General features: G+C 62.0%; 13 protein-coding genes and 1 pseudogene. 13 read left to right on the top strand and 1 reads right to left on the bottom strand.

Features of this window, described 5'->3' with window-relative positions; genetic code table 11:
• Window positions 1–3 precede the first annotated feature (3 nt).
• The 5 genes from ACHHRT_RS06745 (at window position 4) to ACHHRT_RS06725 (ending at window position 6,935) form a co-directional block, all read left to right on the top strand.
• A complete protein-coding gene (locus ACHHRT_RS06745; RefSeq protein ID WP_395498988.1) occupies window positions 4–1,260 on the top strand; it encodes a glutamate-5-semialdehyde dehydrogenase in 1,257 nt (418 codons plus the stop codon).
• Window positions 1,261–1,268: 8 nt separating this feature from the next.
• Entirely contained in the window at window positions 1,269–1,964 is a 696-nt protein-coding gene (nadD, locus tag ACHHRT_RS06740) for a nicotinate-nucleotide adenylyltransferase (protein ID WP_395498987.1), read from the top strand.
• 242 nt (window positions 1,965–2,206) lie between these two features.
• A complete protein-coding gene (locus tag ACHHRT_RS06735; RefSeq protein ID WP_395498986.1) occupies window positions 2,207–3,373 on the top strand; it encodes a helix-turn-helix transcriptional regulator in 1,167 nt (388 codons plus the stop codon).
• Window positions 3,374–3,391: 18 nt separating this feature from the next.
• A complete protein-coding gene (locus ACHHRT_RS06730) occupies window positions 3,392–4,195 on the top strand; it encodes an alpha/beta fold hydrolase (RefSeq protein ID WP_395498985.1) in 804 nt (267 codons plus the stop codon).
• 151 nt (window positions 4,196–4,346) lie between these two features.
• Window positions 4,347–6,935 carry a hypothetical protein gene (locus tag ACHHRT_RS06725; RefSeq protein ID WP_395498984.1) on the top strand — a complete coding sequence of 863 codons (2,589 nt, stop codon included), beginning with the start codon at window positions 4,347–4,349 and terminating at the stop codon, window positions 6,933–6,935.
• Window positions 6,936–7,018: 83 nt separating this feature from the next.
• On the opposite strand, the gene folE2 is transcribed toward ACHHRT_RS06725, so the two are convergent.
• Window positions 7,019–7,753: a GTP cyclohydrolase FolE2 gene (folE2, locus tag ACHHRT_RS06720; RefSeq protein ID WP_395498983.1), complete on the bottom strand. Its 735-nt coding sequence runs from the start codon at window positions 7,751–7,753 to the stop codon at window positions 7,019–7,021.
• A 194-nt stretch (window positions 7,754–7,947) separates the two neighbouring features.
• Between folE2 and ACHHRT_RS06715 the strand changes: the two genes are divergently transcribed.
• The 8 genes and pseudogenes from ACHHRT_RS06715 to ACHHRT_RS06680 all read left to right on the top strand — a co-directional run bounded on the left by ACHHRT_RS06715 (window position 7,948) and on the right by ACHHRT_RS06680 (window position 16,843).
• Entirely contained in the window at window positions 7,948–8,337 is a 390-nt protein-coding gene (locus ACHHRT_RS06715) for an RNA-binding S4 domain-containing protein (RefSeq protein WP_395498982.1), read from the top strand.
• A 44-nt stretch (window positions 8,338–8,381) separates the two neighbouring features.
• Window positions 8,382–8,957 (top strand): annotated as a pseudogene (locus ACHHRT_RS06710) (IMP cyclohydrolase); the annotation flags it as partial.
• Window positions 8,958–9,007: 50 nt separating this feature from the next.
• Window positions 9,008–9,598: a phosphoribosylglycinamide formyltransferase gene (gene purN, locus ACHHRT_RS06705; RefSeq protein ID WP_395498981.1), complete on the top strand. Its 591-nt coding sequence runs from the start codon at window positions 9,008–9,010 to the stop codon at window positions 9,596–9,598.
• Entirely contained in the window at window positions 9,585–10,124 is a 540-nt protein-coding gene (gene pyrR, locus ACHHRT_RS06700; protein ID WP_395498980.1) for a bifunctional pyr operon transcriptional regulator/uracil phosphoribosyltransferase PyrR, read from the top strand. The genes purN and pyrR overlap by 14 nt, the downstream gene beginning before the upstream one ends.
• A 19-nt stretch (window positions 10,125–10,143) precedes the next feature.
• Complete coding sequence (locus ACHHRT_RS06695; protein WP_395498979.1) at window positions 10,144–11,535, top strand: sensor histidine kinase; 1,392 nt, start codon at window positions 10,144–10,146, stop codon at window positions 11,533–11,535.
• Window positions 11,532–13,712 (top strand): peptidase U32 family protein, encoded by a 2,181-nt coding sequence (locus ACHHRT_RS06690; protein ID WP_395498978.1) that lies wholly within the window; start codon window positions 11,532–11,534, stop codon window positions 13,710–13,712. Before ACHHRT_RS06695 ends, ACHHRT_RS06690 begins: the two co-directional genes overlap by 4 nt.
• Window positions 13,713–13,810: 98 nt before the next feature.
• Complete coding sequence (locus ACHHRT_RS06685; RefSeq protein ID WP_395498977.1) at window positions 13,811–15,679, top strand: flagellar hook protein FlgE; 1,869 nt, start codon at window positions 13,811–13,813, stop codon at window positions 15,677–15,679.
• Between the two features lie 54 nt (window positions 15,680–15,733).
• Window positions 15,734–16,843, top strand: a complete 1,110-nt coding sequence (locus ACHHRT_RS06680; RefSeq protein WP_395498976.1) for a tRNA-queuosine alpha-mannosyltransferase domain-containing protein — start codon at window positions 15,734–15,736, stop codon at window positions 16,841–16,843.
• The last annotated feature ends 28 nt before the right edge of the window (window positions 16,844–16,871 follow it).

Raw genomic sequence — 16,871 nt, 5'->3', positions numbered from 1 at the left:
ACGATGAGCATGGAAGCGGAAATCAGGGCCCTGGCCCAGGAAACCCGCCGGGCCTCCCGGCAGGTCGCCAATCTTTCAACCACCGTCAAGGATCGAGTGCTGATGGCCATGGCCGAGGCCCTGGTGGCCCGCAAGGAGTTTATTCAGGCCGAAAACGAAAAAGATCTGGCCGCCGGCCGGCAAAAGGGGCTTTCCGCCGCCATGCTGGACCGGCTGGCCTTGAGCGACAAGGTGCTCGATTCCATGGTCGCCGGTCTGAAAGAGGTGGCGGCCCTGCCCGATCCGGTGGGGGAGATCTCCGAGATGGTCCGGCGGCCCAGCGGGATCATGGTGGGCCGGATGCGGATCCCTTTGGGGGTGATCGGAATGATCTACGAGTCCCGCCCCAACGTCACCGTCGATGCCGCCGCCCTCTGCCTCAAGGCGGGTAATGCCGTGATCCTGCGGGGCGGCTCCGAAGCCCTCCATTCCAATCTGGCCCTGGCCAGGGTGCTGCAGGATTGCCTGGCCGCCGAGGAGATCGCCCCGGCCGCCATCCAGGTGATTCCGGTAACCGATCGCGAGGCGGTGACCTGCATGCTGCGCCTGGAGGAGGAGATCGACCTGATCATCCCCCGGGGCGGTGAGGGTCTGATCCGTTTTGTCGCCGAAAACTCCCGAATTCCGGTACTCAAGCACTACAAGGGGGTCTGCCATGTTTTTGTCGATGAGAGCGCCGACCTGGAGATGGCGGCCAATATCGTGATCAACGGCAAGATCCAGCGCCCCGGGGTTTGCAACGCCCTGGAGTGCCTGCTGGTCCATCGGGCGGTGGCGGCGGAGTTCCTGCCCGCCATCGGGGCCAGGTTGGCGGTCGCCGGGGTGGAGATGCGGGGCTGTCCCCAGACTCTGGCCCTGGCTCCCACCGCCAAGCCGGCCGCCGAGGAAGACTGGGGGATGGAGTTCCTCGATCTGATTCTGGCGGTCAAGGTGGTGAACGATATCGACGAGGCCATGGCCCATATTGTCCGCTACGGCTCCCAGCACACCGAGGTGATCGTTACCAGCAACCACCCCCGGGCTCAGCGTTTCATCCGCGAGGTGGACGCCTCCTCGGTGATGGTCAATGCCTCCACCCGTTTCAGCGACGGCGGCCAGTACGGCCTGGGGGCCGAGATCGGGATCAGTACCACCAAGCTCCATGCCTATGGCCCCATGGGCCTGCGTGAGCTGACCACCCGCAAGTTTATCGTCTATGGCGAGGGCCAGGTCAGGGTTTAGGGCCGCCCATGGATTTCAGGGTGGAGCCGGGCAGGCGCGTGGGAGTTCTGGGCGGGACCTTCGATCCGGTTCATAACGGTCATCTGGTGCTGGCGGCGGCGGCCCGTGACGGCTTTGCCCTGGATCTGGTGGTCTTCATCCCCGCCGCCCAGCCTCCCCACAAGCAGGGGGAGCCGGTCTCTTCCTTTAGCCATCGGGCGACCATGCTGGAACTGGCTTTGGCCGACCAGTCAGCCATGGTGGTCAGCCGCATGGAGCGGCAGCGGCTGGGACCATCCTACAGCATCGATACCCTGCGGGAGCTGCGGCAAAACCTGCCCGCCGCCTGCGACCTCTTCTTTATCATCGGCTCCGACGCCTTTGCCGAAATCACCACCTGGAAGAATTATCAGGAGCTGTTTCGCTACGCCGATTTTCTGGTGGCGGAGCGCCCCGATCTGGCCCCCGGCCGGCTGGCCCACCTGCTGGGTGATCTGCCCGGCTTTACCCCGCCGGCGGTGGAATCATCCCCCGGCCTTGCTGTTGATCCCGATCTCCGGCCCTGGCGCCATCGCCTTGGCGGCTTGGTCTACCCCTGCTCGGTGAACGCCGTGCCGGTATCGGCCACCAATATTCGCGCCCGGGCTCGCCGGGGCCAGTCGCTTGCCGACCTGGTTCCCGCCCCGGTGGCCGCCTACATTGAGCAAAATGGGCTTTATCGCTGAATCCTTTCCGTGGTCTGGTTGTTGTTTGGCCGGTGTTTTTTCCTATGCCGTTTACGGCCACGGTCTGCGGTCCTTGTGACCACGGGAATGGCGGGGTGGAGAGGGAGTGTTTTGGTTGACAAACCGGGGGGCAGGCGCTACACCACAACAAGGGCAATTTGGGGGGCCGGTGAGCTGGTGGGGGTTGGCGGCGGCCAGGGCTCTGGACGGCACCTGGGGTGTCACGATCATTTGGTCAGATAATGGAAAGTGGGATCGGTTGGGCGCAGCATGATAGTTTGCGGCGGAGGCGGGAACGGCTGATCGCCGGAATTTATGCCACCATCAGCGACTCCGCCGCCTGGTCGACCTTCCTGCGGGAGTTGGTGGACCTTACCCGTTCACGCTCCGCCCGCCTTCTTATGCTGAATGCCGAGGCCGATCGGGTTATCTCCAGCTGCAAACTCAATATCGACGACAACTGGCATCGGCGATATGTTGAACATTATGTCAATGCCTGCCCCTGGCGCCCGGAGTTGCGGCGTAAAAAGCCGGGCCGGCTCTACTCCACCTATCTTCACTTCAGTTGCCGGCAACCCGATTTCTACCGTACCGAATTCTTCAATGACTGGGCCGGGCCCCAGGACATTCACCACGGGGTCTGTGGCACCATTTATCAGGACACCGAACGTTCGGTACAGCTGTTGATTCAACGCACCCGGGACCAAGGATACTACAGCGAGGCGGAAACCGAGTTTATCAACGGCTTCGTTCCTCACCTCCGGCAGTCACTGGTCCTGGCCAGTCAGATTGCGGCAGCCCGGGTTCGGGACGAGGCCGTGGCCCGGGCGGCGGGGCGTGAAACCCTGCCTTTTTTGCTGCTGAACCATGAGTTGCGGCCGGTGTACACCAGTCCCGGGGCTGAGAAGTTGTGGAGCACCTGGAGCGGCCTGGGGTGCGTCGACGGCCGGCTGCGGCTGACCGACGCAGCCGCCGACGATCACCTGCAAAAGTTGTTGCGGCAAAGCTTGCGCGCGGCGGCCAGCCGCCGGTTCAACGGGGCTGGCGGACTGGTGGAGGTTCCGGGCGCCGATGGAGTGCGGATGCAACTGCTGATCCGGCCGATTCACCCGGAGGTGTCGGTCCAGGGTGAATCGGCAGCTCATGTGGCGGTCTATTTCCATGACCCCGCCGCCGGGGCCTTGATTGACGCCGGTCGCTTGCGCCGGCTTTATGAATTGTCCGAGGCGGAAATCAGGGTCGCCCGGGCCATGACGGTGACCCCCGAGCCGGCGGCGGTGGCTCGACACTGCCATATCAGCCTGCATACGGTAAGGTCCCACCTCAAGGCGATTTTTCTCAAGACCGGTACCAGCAGCCAGGCCGCATTGATGAAGCTGTTGTTGGCCGGTCCGGTCCGTCGGAGATAATATGGGAGGATTTGGCTGATGAGTAAGCTGTCCGCTGCCGGAACCGTGCTTTGTAATTTGCGGGGGCATGATGGGGTCACCCTGGTTGGTGAGCGCCGGGGCGAGGGCGAACCTTTGCTGCTTTTTGTCCATGGCTGGACCTGTCGCCGGAGTTACTGGGAGCCGCAGCTGACCTGTTTCGGGCGTGAACAGGCGGTGGCGGCGGTTGATCTGCCGGGGCATGGTGACTCCGGGGCGGGCCGACGCCAGGTCTGGGGGGTGCAAAGTTTAGCCGCCGACCTGGAAGCCTGCGTCGGAGAGCTTGGGGCCCGCCGGGTGATTCTGGTGGGCCACTCCATGGGCGGGGCGGTGGCCCTGGAGGCCGCCCGGCGCCTGGCGGGGGTGGCCGAGGGCGTGGTTCTGGTGGACACCTTCATTATTGATTATGGGGGGCTGTCTCCAGAGACCGTCCAGGCGGTTTTCAGCCCCTTCGCCGCCGATTTTGCCGCCGCCATTGCCGCCCTGGTGGAGCAGACCTCCACCCCGGCCACCCCCCCGGAGCTCAAACGGAAGCTGAGCCGGGAAATGGCCCAAGCCGATCCGGCCTGGGCTCTGCCCCTCTGGCGTGATCTGCTTTCCTGGGACCCGGCCGCCGCCTTTGCCGAACTGCGGATCCCCATCCACGCCATCAATGGGGCCCTGATTCCCGAATCCGCTCGCCACCGCTGTGCCCCTTTTGTTCAGGAGACCATCATTCCCGGCGCCGGTCACTTCCTGCAGATGGAGGACCCGTCAGGCTTCAACCAGATTCTGACCCAGTTGCTTTCCCGTTTGGCGCGGTAAAAAAAATCAACCTGTATTGCGGTTTCACCCATATGGGTGATTCCCTCCTTTTAGGCCCCTGTTATGCTCCGTGGGCTGGGTGGTAGGTCATACCCCCCCCAGCGTGAACAATCCTTTGGACAAAACAGTGCGTAAACAAGGAGGGGGAAACATGCGGGTTGATCAACGCCGACTTGACTCAATGGAAGCAGTGGGGAACGGAGGAGTTTTCGCCGGGTTTTTCAGTACGCTGGCGAGTACGACGGCTTGGCTGCTGGTGGCCATGCTGCTGGGGGTTCTTGTGGCTTGTGGTGGGGGAGGCGGTGATGCCGGGGTTGGCGCTCCGGTTGATAATCCTTCGCTGCCGGCTGGTTCTGCCCCGCAGATCAAGGAGTACTATCCCCAGGAGGGCCCCTCCGGCTCTTATGTCACGGTTTGGTTTGCCAGTCCCTATGTCGGTGACTTGACCACCCTGCGCGCCTACTATGCCGGGCAGGAGACCTCCATTGTCGCCGTCAACGAAAATGCCGCCGAGCTAATGATCCCCGCTGCCGCCGCGTCGGCTGAGATCAGCATGGGCGCCGGGGAGGATAGAGGCAATGGGGTACCGTTTGTAATCCTGCCCACCCAGTTGATCTCCCTCCACGAAGAAACCGTTGCGCCTGCGGCCACTAATACCGTGGTGACCGCGGCCGGTTCCGTGGGCATCATTATTCCCCCCGGGATTCTCGACTCCCCCCGCAAGCTCACCCTGGCCAGGGTGGAAAATCCGCCCCCCAGCGCTCTCGCTCCCTACTCCTCCCCCGTCACCTATGATGTAAGCATTGAGGGGCTGACCCAGCTTGACGGTGAGGTGGTAATCGGCATGAAATACGATCCCGATCTGCTCGATCCCGGATTCGGCGCGGCTGAACAGCTGGTGGTCATGCGCTGGGATGAGCAGGAGGGGGAGTGGCAGACTTTGCCCTATGAGGTGAACGCGGATGATGGGGAGATCTACGCGGTAACCGACCATCTCAGTTTGTTCGGTTTTCTGATGCTGGTGGAGGCCGGCGCCAGGGCCGGCGAGCAGCTGCTCAACGATATCTATGTGACCCCGCAGGGTAATTTTCGTTTTTTCTATAGTCGCAGCGCCATGGATGATGATGAATTATTCGGCAATGATTATAACTGGAGCCAGAGTCGGCCCCAGGTCACTGTTCCCTACAATGTGAACTACCCGGTCTATATTCAGGATATCGGCAAGGTGTTCGAGGACGCCCTGAGCAATTACAAGGCCCGCGACTTCAAAGATCCCACCGTCACCCCGGGGTGGCTCTACGGCCAATGGCATAACCCGGTAAATGTCAAGATCGATTCCTATTGGTCCTTGACCACCGGCCTGGGCGTCCGGGATCCCCAGTATGAAAAAATTCGCCAGCGCCTGCACTTCCCTTCCGGGGAACTGAAAAACTTCACCGGCAGCAAGAGCTCCCACCATGTGATCGGCCATGAGCTTTTCCACCGGATTCAGGCGGAGTACTACACTCTTCTGGGGATGCGCTCCGGTACCGCCGGCAACCGTCCCCCCAACTTCTGGTGGCTTGAGGCCACGGCCGAGTTCGCCGGCAGTCGGATCGCCTGGGGTAACGAGCGCTTGGTGTACCTTAACGCCGGGACCAGGGCGGACCTGTTGAGCCATCCTTTGAACAGCACGGGAAGTCCAACCGGGCACACGGGAACCTGGAAGCGGGAATATGAGTATGCCGCTTCCGCCTTTGTCCAGTTCCTGGTGGAGGCCAAGTATGCCAACTTCCGCTTGCTGGTTGGTGCCGTGGCCCAGGGCAATCCTTTGGAGGTTTTAAACCAACATTTTTCCCCGTCGACTCTGGGGGACTACTATGCCGAATATGCCGCCTGGGCGGTTTTTGCCGATAACTCTCCCCTTAAGTCTTTTCCTGTCGCGGATTTCAGTACCGTCGTGGTGGGGAATGAGATCGCGGAGAAGAAAGAACGCCTGGAATTGAATTCGGGGGACACCCTGAAACTGGCCGTGGCGGGCGGGGCCAATGCCGAACTGCGGGTGTTCCGGGGGCCCGAGGGGGCGGCGGCGCGGCGACCGGGCAATCAGATACTGGCTCCCGATCAGGTGCTAAGCGATGGCGACGAGCTGGAGATCACGACGGTCCAGGGCAATGAAGTGCTCTATCTGCTGGCGGTGAACCGGGGCGTCACCGACACGTCTCTGGCCGCGGAGATCAAGGTCACCAGGGCGGTGGTGGGCAGCGACGAGGGAGAGTTGCTTGCCGACCACTCGCATCTTTTCAACCTCAAGGGCAATTACTCCGCTCGGCTGTGGGCGGTGAAAATTGCTGTGGATGAGGAGTTCACCATCCAGTTTTTTGAAGACCAGTGGGTTGACTCGCTGACAGTTCCGACCACCTTTGCGTCATCCTTTAATGCCTACGATGTTGGGTGCATCGGGATCTGGATAACCCAGAATCGTCCGCCGAGCGAAGCCCTTTCAGGTGTCTATATCCGCCTGCAGTATCCGGACGGTTCAGATCGTTGGGATGATTGGAATGAATATCTGGAGTCGCCCTATTTAGGTGGTAATGATCAAAAAACGGTATGGGCCTCCGTTGATTGTGATAGTCGCTATGATGCGGTCAGCGAATCAGTCTACGACGATTGGGGCGATAATCCTCGCGGCACGTACAAGGCCACCGTTTATAACAGCAGCCTTGGGGAGCTGATTTCAGGAGAATTCAATCTGCAGTAGGCCCGTGCTGATAATCGTCATCTCGACCAATGATTGCGATGGCGGCGAACATGGCGACCGGATCCCTTTTTTGCCCGGTTTTTTTACAGGTCGTCGCTATCGACGTAGGCGTAGGCGCTGTGCTTGTGGATCGACTCGAAGCTTTCGGCCCCCACCGAAAACCAGTTAATGGCGGGGTGGTTCAGGGCCGATTGGGCCACTTTGCGGACCACGTCCTCGACGAACATCGGATTGTGGTAGGCCTGTTCGGTGACATACTTTTCATCGGGTCGTTTGAGCAGGGCGAAAACCTCGCAGGAGGAGCCGGCCTCGGCCATGGCGATCAGCTCTTCCAGCCAGATAAATTCCCGGTATTTGACGTTGAGGTTGATCTCGGCCCGCTGGTTGTGGGCACCATTGGCGCTGATCTCCCGGGAGCAGGGGCATAGGGTGGTGGCCGGCACCCAGACCGAAAGCATGAACTCTTCGTCGGCCCCGATCCCGCCGGTGAAGCGGCAGCGGTACTCCATCAGGCTGGGGGTGCCGCTGACCGGCGCCTTTTTCTCCAGGAAGTAGGGGAAGGTCATCTCGACATGGGCCGAATCGGCCCGCAGCCGCTCCTTAACCTCCACCAGCAGCTTGCGGAAGATGCGGTTGCTCATCTCCTCCTGGTACTGGTTGAGCACCTCGATAAAGGTGGTCACGCAGGTGTCCCGGTACTGGCGGGGCAGGGTGGCCAGCAGGTCGATGCTGGCCACGGTCTGTTGCAGCCCGCCCGATTTTTCCCGCACGGTGATGGGGTACCTGATATCCTTGATGCCGACGCTCTGTAGTTCCATGCGCTTTTTTACGGTTAGGCCGCCGGGGGCGGTTTTTGATCTGGTTGGGCCACGACCGGTGGTCGCCCATTTTATACCCTGTTCGCGGCTGGAGAGAAAGGGAAAGGTGACGGGAGATAAATTGGGCCGGGCTGGGGGCTTGTCCGCCGACGGTTATTGCAAATCAGGGCCGGGTATGGTTTAAAACCGGGGTGGTGGAGAAGATCAGAATAGATATCTGGCTCTGGGCGGCTCGCTTTTTTAAAACCCGCGCCCTGGCCTCCCAGGCGGTGAGCGGCGGTAAGGTCCATCTCAACGGCGAACGGGTCAAACCCGCCCGGTTGGTGGGGCCGGACGACCGGCTGGAGATCCACAAGGGGGGGCTGGAATTTGTCGTGCTGGTGCGGGGCCTCAGCCGACAGCGACTTTCCGCTCCCAAGGCGGCCGAACTCTACGAGGAGACTCCCGCCAGCCTGGCCGCCCGGCAGGCCGCCAGCGAGGAGCGGCGGCTGTTCCGCCAGGCCGGGCCCCAGCTTCCCGTCGGTCGTCCCGGCAAGCGGGATCGGCGGTTGATCAAGAAATTTATCCGTAAGGACGAGTTGTAATAGTATATCTCTAACAGATACAAAAGTGAGCAGGAGAGGAAAAGATGCGGAAAGCGGAAAGGGCGTTGATCAGTCTTACCGACAAGAGCGGAATCGAGAATTTTGCCGGCGAGTTGGCCCGGTTGGGGATTGAAATTCTCTCCACCGGCGGCACCGCCAAGAAGATGCGGGAGCATGGGATCCCGGTTAAGGATGTGGCCGAGTTCACCGGTTTTCCCGAGATGCTGGATGGGCGGGTCAAGACCCTGCATCCCAAGGTGCACGGCGGGATTCTGGCCCAGAAGGAGAACCCCGAGCACCTGCGCCAGATGGCCGAACATGGTTTGCAGCCCATCGATATCGTGGCGGTCAACCTTTACGCCTTTGAGAAGAGTGTGGCCGATCCCGCCTGCACCCTGGCCAACGCCATCGAGAACATCGATATCGGCGGCCCCACCATGCTCCGCTCCTCGGCCAAGAATTTTCGTGACGTGACGGTGATTGTCGATCCCGCCGACTACCCCCAGGTGCTGGCCGAACTGAAGGAGCACGGTAATACCACTTTGAAGACCCGCTTCAAGCTGGCGGTCAAGGTGTTTGATCTCACCGGCTCTTACGATACCACCATCACCGCCTGGCTGAAAAAGGTGGATCTGGACAGTAACCCCTATTTCGCGTAAAGGACAGGCCCATGAATCTGGCGGTGTTACTCTCCGGCTCCGGCCGGACCCTGGATAATTTTCACCAGCGGATTGCCGATGGCCGGATGGTTGGCCGGATCGCAGTGGTGATCGCCAATACCGCCGACGCCCTGGGCCTGGAAAAGGCCCGGGGTTATGGCTATCCCGCCTTCCAGGCGGCGGACAGCGCCGCGATCAACCGGATCATCGCCCAATATCCGGTGGATCTGGTGCTGTTGGCGGGCTTTCTCAAGCTCTATACTCCGCCGGACTCTTTGCGGCGGGCGGTACTCAACATCCATCCATCGCTGATCCCCTCCTTCTGCGGGGCCGGGATGTATGGCATGCGGGTTCACCGGGCGGTCCATGCCCGGGGGGTGAAGGTGAGCGGCTGCACGGTTCACTTTGCCAACGAGATTTACGACGAAGGTCCGATCGTGGTACAAAAGTGTGTGGCCCTGGCCGATGGTGAACCCCCGGAGTCCATCGCCGCCAAGGTTTTTGCCGCCGAGTGCGAAGCCTATCCCGAGGCGATCAATCTGGTGGCCCAAAAGGGGGTGGATTACTTCTGGCAAGGGAGGAGCGGGGATGCACAAGGTTAAGACACGCCTGATGGATGGGGATGATGTTGATCGTTCCCTGGCCCGGATGGCCATGCAGATCGTCGAACATAATCATGGGGTGGAGAACCTGGCGATCATCGGCATCCATACCGGTGGGGTCTATCTGGCCCAGCGGATCCAGGCTTTGATCCAGGAGCAGTTCGGGATCAATCTGCCCACCGGCAGCCTGGATATCACCCTCTATCGGGATGACTGGAGCCTGGTGGCCCAGAATCCGGTGGTGAAAAAAACCACCCTGGATTTCGCCCTCAAGGATAAGGTGGTGGTGCTGGTGGATGATGTGGTTTACACCGGTCGGACCATCCGGGCCGCCCTCGATGCCCTGATGGACCTGGGTCGTCCCCGCTGCATTCAGTTGGCCGCCCTGGTGGATCGCGGCGGTCGGGAGCTGCCCATCCAGGCCGATTATACCGGGCTGGATGTCCAGGTCGGCCCCGGTGAGCATGTCCATGTGTTGTTGCGGGAACACGACGGCGCCGATGAGGTGGTGCTGACGGAAGCCTGAATTGGCAGCGGTGCCCCCCATGCGCGAGTCCGCCCCCGAAATAGAGCGACAGGCCTTGGAAAGGGTGCTGTCGCGGGTCAGGGAGAAGGAGAAGAGCTATCAACGCTACAACTTCTCCCATGGCCAGAATGCCGCCCTGCGCGCCTTTTTCGACCTGGCCCAGGAGTATGACGCCATGGAGGATTTCTACCGGGTCTGCGTCATCGTGCCGGTGGTTTTTCTCAAGCTCTCCTGCCGTCTGCACCTGCTCAACGAACGGCGGGATGCCCTCTCCCTGGTCTGCGACGGCGCCAAGGGGCTGGTGAGCCCCCCCTTGCCCTCCCCCCAGGGGATGCGTCTGGGCTGCCACACCTATAGCCTGAACCGCTCACTGGTGGTGCCGATCCAGCGCAAACCCTCGAACCAGGAGAGTGGGGAACCCCGTTCGCTCACCGATCTGGTGATGGGGATGCTGGAGATCTCCGCCGGGGCCGAGCTCAGCCGCGATCAACGCTTTTTTCTCCGCAAATACGCCAACCGCATCGGGTACAACCTTCACAACCGCCTGATTGCTCAGCAAAATATTCGTCACCTCAAATTTATTAACAATCTGGTGATGGATATCGAGCACAACGTGATCACCCCCAATATCCACTTCCGGCATCTCTTCAACAAGCTGCGCAAGCGGCTCAATGAACTGGAGCAGCTCAGCCTGGAGTTTTCCCGGATGCGCCAGGCCGGGGTCAACGCTTGCGACGATAAAACCTGCGGCCTGATTCAGGAGCGGCTGGATATCCTCTATGACGATCTGGCCGCCAACCACCGGGAGATGCTGGAACACTACAACAACTACAGCCTCTTCCTGGAAAGCCTCTTCCGGCGCGACCATTTCAGCAAGGGCCATCTGGTGCTGCGGCCCCGGATGTGCTCCATCGAAAAGGAGATCATCAACCCCCAGCTGGATCATTACGGTAATCGCCTGATCAGGCAGGGGATCAGGATCGCCCAGCCCAGCGATATGCGTGACGAGGAGATTCCGCTGAAGGTGGATGTCGGCCTGCTCTCCCAGGTCTATGCCAACCTTTTTTCCAATGCCGAGAAATACACCGCCCCCGTTCCCTCCGGGAGCGGCGATGAGACCAAGCTGATGGCCTACGGGCGTGAATTTCTGCCCAACTATTTCGGGCCGGGCCAGGACGGGATCAAGTTCAACGTCTTCACCACCGGTGAGCATCTTGACCAAAAGGAGGCAGGGTCGCTCTATACCGACGGTTTTCGCGGCCGTTCCGGCTTGGCCAAACCCGGTACCGGCCACGGTCTGGCCTTCATCAAGCAGGTGGTGGAGATCCATGGCGGCGTGGTGGGTTACGAGCCCACCGAGATGGGTAACAACTTCTACTTCATTCTCCCCATCTCCGGCGACCAGCGATGAAAATGGAACTGTTGGCCCCCGCCGGCAGCCTGGAGGCCTTCGAGGCGGCGGTTGCCGCCGGCGCCGACGCGGTCTATATCGGGGCTCCGGGCGCCAATGCCCGGGCCCTGGCCCGGGATTTCACCCCGGCGGAACTGGCCGCCATGCTGGAATACGCCCATGGCCGCAAAGTCAAGGTCTACGCGGCGATGAACAGCCTGCTCAAGGAGAATGAGCTGGCCGGGGCCGCCGCCACCGTCGAACTGCTGGCCGCTCTCAAGATCGACGCCCTGATTATCCAGGATCTGGGGCTTTACGCCCTCTGTCGCCGTTTTTTTCCGCAAATCCGCCTCCATGCCAGCACCCTGCTGGGAGCCCACAACAGCCTGGCGGTGGAGCAGTTTGCCGGGATGGGTTTTGCCCGGGTGGTGCTGGCCCGGGAACTCTCCTTGCCGGAGATTGCCGCCATTCACCGCCAAACCGGGGTGGAACTGGAGGTGTTTGTTCATGGGGCCATGTGTTTCAGCTATTCCGGCCTTTGTCTGTTCAGCAGCTACCTGGGGGGTAAAAGCGGGTTGCGGGGCCGTTGCGTGCAGCCTTGCCGCCGGCTCTATCGCTGGGCCGATAAATCGGGCTACCTTTTTTCGATGAACGACCTGGATGCCCTGGAACTGCTGCCGGCCCTGGCCCGGGCCGGGGTGGGTTCGGTGAAGATCGAGGGCCGGATGAAGAGCGCCCAGTACGTGGACCGGGTGGTGCGGGCCTATCGTTTGGTGCTGGACGCTTTGGCGGCTTCGGCGACCCGGGCCGGAGGGGGAGGGGCCGCCGATGAGGTACCGGCGGCGGCCCTGGCCGAGGGGCGGGAGTTGCTGCGGGAGGCGATGGGGCGCCGCAGCGGAGCCGGTTTCTTTCAGTTGCCCCCCAAGGATCTGGTCAGCCCGGCCCATTCCGGCAATGTCGGGCTCTTTCTGGGCAAGATTGTCGCTCAGCGTGACCGCTGGGCCACCTTGGCCCCTCGCCATCCTTTGCGGCAAGGGGATCGGCTCCGCCTGCACCGGGAGGGGAGCGGGGAACGGCTGGCCTTTACCGCCAAGGAGCTGCGGCCGGGACGGTCCGGGGGCAAGTCCCCCGGTGGGGGTGGGGCCCTGGCGGCGGTGGAAATTCTGCTGCCGGAAGCCGCTCGAGTCGGCGACAGCCTCTATAAGGTTGATTCGGCCGAACGCCGCAAGGCCGCCGCCCGGCGTGATCTGGTGGTGCGGGACTCCCATCGTCGTCTGGCCGCCAGATTGGCGGCCCGTCCCCCCCGGCGGGAGATCGGGGCCTTGCTCGGTTCGGGGGCGCTTACGGAGCGGAGGAGGGGGGCCAAGAGAACCGGTGGTGAGACGGCCCCCCTTCCGTTCTGGCTTAAGCTGGATGATCCCCAGCTCCTAAAACAGCGGCTGCCCGAACAGGTGGCCCGGGTGGTGCTGACGCTCACCCCCGAAACCTTGCCCCGTTTTCTGGCCGCGGGCAAGGTGCTGCGCAATCTGGCCGCCCGAATTATCTGGGCCCTGCCTCCGGTTATTCTCGAGGCCGACCTCCCTTTTTACCGGGAGCAGATCCCCGCCCTGCGGGCCAAAGGCTTCCATGCCTGGCAGATCGGGCATCTCGCCCAGGTGCGCCTGTTTGCCCGGAGCGATGAAAAACGGCCGGGCCTCAAACGGGGTCGGGCGGCCGGGCTGATCATTCATGGCGATTACCCCCTTAATCTTCTCAACAGCCTGGCCTGGGATATCTGCAAGCAGGCGGGGCTGGCCAGTGCCCAGGCGGCGGTGGAGGTTGATCGCTCGACCCTGGCCCTGCTGGGCCGGGCCCGGCCCGGCCAACTGGGGATGACCATCCACGGCCGGCCGCCGCTGTTTACCTCCCGGCTGGATTCCATCCATTTTCGTTATCAGACGCCACTGCTCTCCCCCCGGAATGAGGGCCTGGTGTTGACCCGGGAGTCCGGTCAGACCCTGGCCCTGGCGGACAAACCCTTTTCCCTGCTGCCCCATGTTGCCGAACTGGCCGCCGCCGGCCTGGCCTATGGGGTGATCGACCTGCGCCATCTTCAGGTATCCCGGCCGGAGCTGCTGCCCCTGCTGCGCCAGGCCGGAAAAAAGGGGCGTTCGCGGGTGGCCCTGAGCAACTTCAACTATCTGCATGGCCTGGATTGAGAGCGATGGCGGCAAAAAATACCGCCGGAATCTGGCACGCTAATTGCTTATGGGCAGGGGTGAGAGTTTTTTAACCCTTGGTCCGGCGGGAGGCGATTATGGCGCTGCACAACATCATGTACAATGGAATGAGCGGGCTCAACAGCATGTCCGGTAACATGGCGGTGTTGGGTGATAATATCGCCAACGTCAACACCGTCTCCTACAAGGCCGCCCAGACCACCTTTCAGAGTGTGTTAACCTCTTCCCAGGCCCGTTTCGGGGAGGTCGGCAACGGCTCCCAGATCGCCGCCATCAGCAAGAATTTCCTGCCGGGTCAGTTTGAGGCCACCAGCAAGAGTACCGATATGGCCATTAGCGGTCAGGGCTTTTTCATGCTCCGTGATCCCCGGGAGGGCGAAACCCTTTATGGCCGTGACGGGCAGTTCAATCTGGAGCTGTTGCCGGGCACCCCCGAGGGAACCTATAACCTGGTTACCCCCGATGGCCGTTATGTGCAGGGGATCAACCTGGGCTCGGTGGCCAATCCCAGTGGCAATATCGAAGATATTCTGATTCGCCGCCAATCGATGCCCCAGGCCACCGCCAATGTCAATCTGGCCGTCAACCTGGAAAACAGACCGTTTGTCCCCGAGGCGGTCAATCCCCCCCTTTACGCGGCCTGGGACGGGACAGCCAGCCCACCCCTGGCCGCCGATCAGTACGCCTATCAGACGACGATCCGGGCCTTTGACGATCAGGGGCAGAACTTTGACCTGGTGGTCTATTTCGATCGGACCGCCAGCGCCAACGAGTGGGAGTTCATGGTCACCCACGATCCGGTCCTGGATCGGCGGCTGCTCGACGACAACGGAACGCGTTACAATGATGGCGACAGCCCGGAGCAGGGGGCCGGGGCTCTGCTTTACGGTCGGTTGCTCTTCAACAGCAACGGGGAGATGCTGGATATCCAGGCCTGGAATGTGCCGCCGGCTGGTGAGCTGGTTCCCGAGCAGGACAACCTGCTGGCGGCCGATCCCCAGAGCGGTCTTTACTCCTTTGCCTATAATCTCAGCGGCACCGGCGCCAACCTGAATTCAACCATCGATTTCGGAACCACCCTGGCCGCCCGGCAGGCCACCAGCCCCGCTGGGGCCAGGGCCGACGCCACCGGGGTCGAAGGACCGGCGATCTCGGCCATGACCCTGTGGGAGAGTGTATACGACCGGGATGGTAATCGAATCCAGGAGGGGGACCAGTTGACCTTCAGCGGCCTCACCGGGGCGGGCCAGGAGGTGGAGCTGACCTACGTGGTGGAGTATGGTCAGCGGGTGGAGGATCTGCTGATCAGGCTGGAGAGCGCCTTCAACTGCACGGCTCTGGTGAGAAACGGTCAGTTGGAACTCCATGACCTTAATCCCGGGGAGAGTCAACTGACGGTTGCCGGGATCACTTACCGGGACGCCGCCGGCAACAGCCCGGCGGAAAATCCAGATCTGGCCAGACCTTTTGGCGAGGATGGGGCGCCCTTTGAGGTGAGGGAGGGCGAGGGATTTGAGCTGAGTCCGATTCGCACCACCAATTACGCGGTGGCGTCCGCCACCATCGCCCAGGGCCAGGATGGCTTCGGGGCGGGAGTTTTGCAGAATATCTCGGTCAAGGCGGACGGTACCATTGTCGGCTACTACTCCAATAACCAGCAGTTTGAGCAGGCCCAGGTGATGCTGGCCGATTTTGCCAACTACCGGGGGCTGACCCTGGCCAGTGGCAACGCCTACCGGGCCACCGCCGAGGCGGGAGAGGTGGTGATGGGAGCGGCGGGCAGCGGCAGTTTTGGCAAGGTTATGGGCAACTCCCTGGAAACTTCCAATGTGGATCTGGGCCGGCAATTTGTCGATCTGATGATGACCCAGCGGATCTTCCAGGCCAATTCCAAGTCGATCACCACCGCCGACGAGATCTTCGATACCCTGATGCGCCTCAAGTAGTGTAGTGATGAGATTGGAGTTGCCGGCGGCGGCCGGAATTATCGAGGTGATTTCATGAGCTCGGACTCGGCCCTGCCGCTTATTCTGGTCCTGGAGCCCTATTTCGGTGGCTCCCACCGCCGTTTTCTCACCGGCTTGCAGGGGGCCCTGGCCCGGGATTGCCGCTTTGAGCTGCTGACCTTGCCGGCCCGGGGCTGGAAATGGCGGATGCGGTTGGCCGCCCCCCTGCTGGCGGAAGTGATCGCCCGGCGGGTGGCGGCCGGCGAGTTGGCGAAGCCCGCGCGGATTCTCTGCTCATCCCTGCTGGATCTGGCGGCCCTCAAGGCCCTGCTGCCCGCCACCTGGCAGGGGGTGCCGCTGACGGCTTACTTCCACGAAAATCAGTTTGCCTATCCGGTGCGGGTCGAAGATTACCGCGATCTCCATTTTGCCCTGACCAACTACACCACCGCCCTGGCCGCTGATCGGCTCGCCTTCAACTCCGCCTACAACCTGGCCACCTTCCTGGCCGGCTGCCGGGAGGTGCTGGCCAAGGCCCCGGATATGCCCCTTTTAGACAGCGTGGAACGGATCGCCCGGCAGAGCGTAGTCCTGCCGCCGGGTCTCGATCTGGCGGCCATTGATGCCGTTGGGCCAACTCATCGCCCCCCCGGTCCGCCGGTGATCCTCTGGAACCATCGCTGGGAACATGATAAGCAGCCGGAACTCTTCGGCGCCGCCATCCGCCGGCTGGCGGCCGATAATTTCCCCTTCCGCTTGATTATTGCCGGCCAGGAGTTTGTCCGGGGGGGTGAAGTATTTGCCCGAATTAGGCAAGACCTGCCGGAGCACCTGCTCCACTGCGGTTTTGTGGCCGATCGAATCGCCTACTACCGGTTGCTCGGCCAGGCCGACCTGGTGGTTTCCACCGCCGCCCACGAGTTTTTCGGCCTGGCGGTGCTGGAAGCGGTGCGAGCCGGTTGCCGGCCTTTGTTGCCGGCCCGCCTGGCCTATCCGGAACTGTTTCCCGCTCCATATCTTTATGCCGATGATGAAGAGCTGCTGCCGGCCCTTAAGGCCGCCTGCCGGGCCGGCCGCTTGGCCCGGGAGCAGGCGGTGGCGCTTACCGCCCCCTACGACTGGCCCACCCTGGCTCCCCGCTATCGCCAATGGCTTTTGGCTTGAGAATTGAGGGCTTGGGAACAGTCCTGGC

Origin of the sequence: Desulfurivibrio modestus, from assembly GCF_044068625.1 — a bacterium.
Lineage (GTDB): Bacteria > Desulfobacterota > Desulfobulbia > Desulfobulbales > Desulfurivibrionaceae > Desulfurivibrio.
The sequence above is the reverse complement of the archived record's forward strand: the minus strand, read 5'-3'. Positions and strand labels throughout refer to the sequence as shown.

What these genes read in the sequence shown, in the direction of transcription:
- ACHHRT_RS06745 (WP_395498988.1), top strand. Translation starts at nt 4, where the DNA reads ATGAGCATGGAAGCGGAAATCAGGGCCCTGGCCCAGGAAACCCGCCGG.
- nadD (WP_395498987.1), top strand. Translation starts at nt 1,269, where the DNA reads ATGGATTTCAGGGTGGAGCCGGGCAGGCGCGTGGGAGTTCTGGGCGGG.
- ACHHRT_RS06735 (WP_395498986.1), top strand. Translation starts at nt 2,207, where the DNA reads ATGGAAAGTGGGATCGGTTGGGCGCAGCATGATAGTTTGCGGCGGAGG.
- ACHHRT_RS06730 (WP_395498985.1), top strand. Translation starts at nt 3,392, where the DNA reads ATGAGTAAGCTGTCCGCTGCCGGAACCGTGCTTTGTAATTTGCGGGGG.
- ACHHRT_RS06725 (WP_395498984.1), top strand. Translation starts at nt 4,347, where the DNA reads ATGCGGGTTGATCAACGCCGACTTGACTCAATGGAAGCAGTGGGGAAC.
- folE2 (WP_395498983.1), bottom strand. Translation starts at nt 7,753, where the DNA reads ATGGAACTACAGAGCGTCGGCATCAAGGATATCAGGTACCCCATCACC.
- purN (WP_395498981.1), top strand. Translation starts at nt 9,008, where the DNA reads ATGAATCTGGCGGTGTTACTCTCCGGCTCCGGCCGGACCCTGGATAAT.
- pyrR (WP_395498980.1), top strand. Translation starts at nt 9,585, where the DNA reads ATGCACAAGGTTAAGACACGCCTGATGGATGGGGATGATGTTGATCGT.
- ACHHRT_RS06695 (WP_395498979.1), top strand. Translation starts at nt 10,144, where the DNA reads ATGCGCGAGTCCGCCCCCGAAATAGAGCGACAGGCCTTGGAAAGGGTG.
- ACHHRT_RS06690 (WP_395498978.1), top strand. Translation starts at nt 11,532, where the DNA reads ATGAAAATGGAACTGTTGGCCCCCGCCGGCAGCCTGGAGGCCTTCGAG.
- ACHHRT_RS06685 (WP_395498977.1), top strand. Translation starts at nt 13,811, where the DNA reads ATGGCGCTGCACAACATCATGTACAATGGAATGAGCGGGCTCAACAGC.
- ACHHRT_RS06680 (WP_395498976.1), top strand. Translation starts at nt 15,734, where the DNA reads ATGAGCTCGGACTCGGCCCTGCCGCTTATTCTGGTCCTGGAGCCCTAT.